Raw genomic sequence first — 3593 nt, forward strand, 5'->3', positions numbered from 1 at the left:
AGCGCGGCGTCGCGCTACCCCCGCCCGCACGGGCGGCCCGCCGGGGGCCTTGCGCCCGGGTCACCGCCGTCGGCGCGCCCCACGCCCTCGTCCTCGCCCCCGTCACCGCGCGCTGGGACGAGGGGGCGTTCTTCGCCCCGGTCATCCGGACCCTGGCCCGGGCCGGGCTCCGGGTGACCGTGGTGGACACGCTCTCGCTGTGGGACGAGGAGGCGGACTCGATGTCCGCCTTCGTCGCCCGCTGGCGGGCGCTGCTGCCGGACTTCGGCCGCGTCGACCTGCTCTGCGGGAACGCGCTGGGCGGGGCGGTGGCCCAGGCCCTGCTCCCGGACTGCGCCCCCGACACGGCCGCCCTGCTCGTCTCGGGCCCCGCCCGCACGGACCCGGTCCTCGAACAGCGGCTCACGCAGATCGCCGACCTGGCCGCCTCCGGCCGCCCCGGCGCGGCGCTCGCCCTGCTCAACCGGCGCGTCCTGCCGTATGACGGGCCCGACGCCGACCCCGCCCCCGTCGAGGCCGACGCGGCGGCGGGGCGGCGGCTCGCCGCCGGGATGCGGCTGCTGTGCGGGATCGACGTATCCGCCGCCGTACGCGCCCACCCGGGTCCGCTGCTGCAGATCGTGGGCAGCCACTCCCAGCTCGTCACCCAGCGGCACACCGCCGCCGCCCCGCACCACAGGGTGCACGTCGCCCCCGGGGCCGGCATGCGCCCCCACGCCGAACAGCCCGCGAAGGTCGCCTCGTTGATCGAGGCCTACCTGCGGGAGAAGGGACTCCGATGAAGTCGGCTCCGAGGAAAAGCGTTGCCGTCCTGCCCGGTGACGGCATCGGCCCCGAGGTCGTCGAGGCCGCGCTGCGCACCGTCGAACGGCTCGGTCTTCCCCTGGACTTCAGGTTCGGGGAGATCGGCTGGGAGTGCTGGCGCCAGGAGGGCGACCCGGTGCCCCAGCGGACCTGGAAGCTCCTGGCGGAGACCGACACCTGCCTGCTGGGCGCCATCACCAGCAAGCCGCTGCGCGAGGCGGAGGCCGAACTCACGCCGTCGCTGAGGGGCACCGGCCGGAAGTTCGTCTCCCCGGTCATCCAGCTCCGCCAGCGGCTCGGCCTGTACGCCAACATCCGCCCGGTCACCGATCTGGACCGCGGCCGGTTCGACTTCACCGTCATCCGCGAGAACACCGAGGGCCTGTACGCCGGTTACGACGTCCACGGACTCGACGAGGCGCTGTGGAGCGCGGTGCGCGACCACCCCAACGCCGAGGCTTCCGGCCCCGAGGGCAGCAGCGTCACGCTCCGGCTGCAGACCCGGTTCGGCATCGACCGGCTGCTGCGCTTCGGACTCGCCTATGCCGAGGCCCACGGCCACCGGCGGCTCACCGTCGTGGACAAGCCGATGGTCCTGCGGCAGAGCAGCAACCACCTGCGTGAACGCCTGGAACTGATCTCCCGGGACCACCCGGACATCGAGACCGAGATCCTCAACGTCGACGCCGTCGCCCTGTGGATGGTCCGCAGGCCGGAGCGGTTCGGCGTGCTCGTCGCCGAGAACATGTTCGGCGACATCCTCTCCGACCTCGGCGCCGGCGTCATGGGCGGACTCGGTCTCGCCCCGAGCGGCAACATCGGCGACCACGGCAGCTACTTCGAACCGGTGCACGGCAGCGCCCCCGCCATGGCGGGCCGGGACCGGGCCAACCCGATGGCGATGCTGCTCACCGTCGCCCAGATGCTGGACCACCTCGGCCTGCCCGTACCGGGCGAGGAACTGCGCAGTGCCGTCCGTACCGTCGCACGTGACCGTACGACCGTCACGTACGACCTGGGCGGCGGCGCGGGCACCCGCGAGGTCGCCGAGGCCGTCGCCGCCGAACTGGCGGGCGGGGACGGGGAACCGGCGCCCGTGGTACCCGCGGAGGTGGTGGACCGGCTGGCCGCGCTCGACACCGCCTCGGTCTCCGACGCGCTGGACAGCCTCGGCATCCCCGCAGTGCTCGCCGGGATCGCCGCGCGGGTGCCCGGAACCCGTACCGCGGGCCTGGCGTACACCGTCACCTACCAGCCGGTGCACCACTCCGAGTCCGGGTTCCGCAACGCCGCCGACTACCTGGACGACGTACCCGCGGGCTCCTTCGTCGTGGTCGACAACGGCGGCTCCACCAGCTGCACCAACTGGGGTTCGCTGCTGACCTCGGTGGCACAGAGCCGCGGGGTGCGCGGCACCGCGCTGCACGGCTCGGCCCGGGACATCGCCGAGATCCGCGCCGCCGGATACCCGCTGTTCAGTACCGGCGCCACCATGGTGAGCGGCAAGAACCGGGTGGAACTCGCCGCCACCGGACGGCGGATCACGATCGGCGACGTCACCGTACGCCCCGGTGACGTCATCGTCGCCGACGACAACGGTGTCCTCGTCGTACCCGCCGAACGGGCCGCCGAGGTCGCGGAACGCGCGGAACGCGTCGAAGGGACCGAGTCGGCCATCGCCGAGGCGGTCGGCGAGGGCCTGCGACTGGACGAGGCCCGCCGCCGGTTCGGCTACGCCAAACCCTGGGAAGGCCCCGCCGACTCCGCGTCCCGTCATGTCTGACCTGGTACGACGGGTGGTGGACGTCCACTACCACGCCGGGCCCGACCTGTACCGGCGCCGTCTGACGACCGGCGCCGCCGGACGGGCCTACGCGGAGGTCGACGGCTGGGTGGTGGTCAAGAGCCATCTGGGGTCGACGGCGGCGAACGCCTGGGAGGCCCGGCAGGAGGGTCTGCCCGTCTCCGGCGCGGTCGTGCTCAACGACCTCGCCGGAGGGGTCCGCCCCCAGGTCATGGAACAGGCCGTCTACAGCCATGGGCCGGACAGCCCCGCCCGGCTGGTCGTGCACCTGCCCACTCTGGTGGGCCCCGCCCACAGGTCCGCACTGCACCGGGAGCCGTTCCACCCCCTGCTCGATCCCGAACGCCGGCGCGGCGACCGGGTCCTGGACGGCACGGGCCGGCTCGGCGAACCGGTGCGTGAGGTACTCCGGGCGGCCCGTGACCTGCCCGTCGTCCTCGCGACCGGGCACTGCGACCGGGACGAGACCCTCCGGGTGATCGACGAAGCGGTACGCCTGGAACTCCCCCGTCTGCTGCTGACCCACGCCACCCACCCCATGTCCGGCCTCACCCCGGCCGACCTGGCCCGGCTGGCCCCGGTCCCGGGCCTGTACATCGAACTCACCGCCCTGACCATCCTGTTGGGCCACCGCGACATCCGGCACCTGGCCGAGGTGGTGCGCGCCCATCCACGAGTGGTGTTCAGCTCCGACCTCGGCCAGCCGGACCAACCGGACCCCGTCGGCTGGCTTGCCACGAGTCGACGCTGGTTCGCCGAAGCAGAGCTGACACCGGCACAGATCCGGGCGGTCACCTCGGTCAACCCGGCGGCGCTGCTGGCGCCCTGACCGCGCCCCCCACTCCACACCCCGGGAGTACCCCATGCACGCCCGTATCCCGAACGCCACCCTGCGCGCCGACATCCGCCGGCTGGGTGACCTCCTCGGCGAGACCCTCGTCCGCCAGGAGGGCCCCGAGCTGCTGGACCTCGTCGAGAAGGTCCG

3 protein-coding genes are annotated in these 3593 nt (G+C 73.6%); all 3 read left to right on the forward strand.

The features are described 5' to 3' along the window. Positions 1–782: alpha/beta fold hydrolase (locus ACWGKQ_RS50785; protein ID WP_453298940.1), on the forward strand; the 782-nt coding region annotated here is incomplete at its 5' end. After that, on the forward strand, positions 779–2587 hold the full coding sequence (locus ACWGKQ_RS50790; protein ID WP_453298941.1) for an isocitrate/isopropylmalate family dehydrogenase: 1809 nt from the start codon (positions 779–781) through the stop codon (positions 2585–2587). The genes ACWGKQ_RS50785 and ACWGKQ_RS50790, both read left to right, overlap by 4 nt. Continuing rightward, positions 2580–3437: a DUF6282 family protein gene (locus ACWGKQ_RS50795; protein ID WP_453298942.1), complete on the forward strand. Its 858-nt coding sequence runs from the start codon at positions 2580–2582 to the stop codon at positions 3435–3437. Before ACWGKQ_RS50790 ends, ACWGKQ_RS50795 begins: the two co-directional genes overlap by 8 nt. Positions 3438–3593: the final 156 nt, after the last annotated feature.

It is taken from the genome of Streptomyces sp. NPDC054770 (assembly GCF_053611985.1).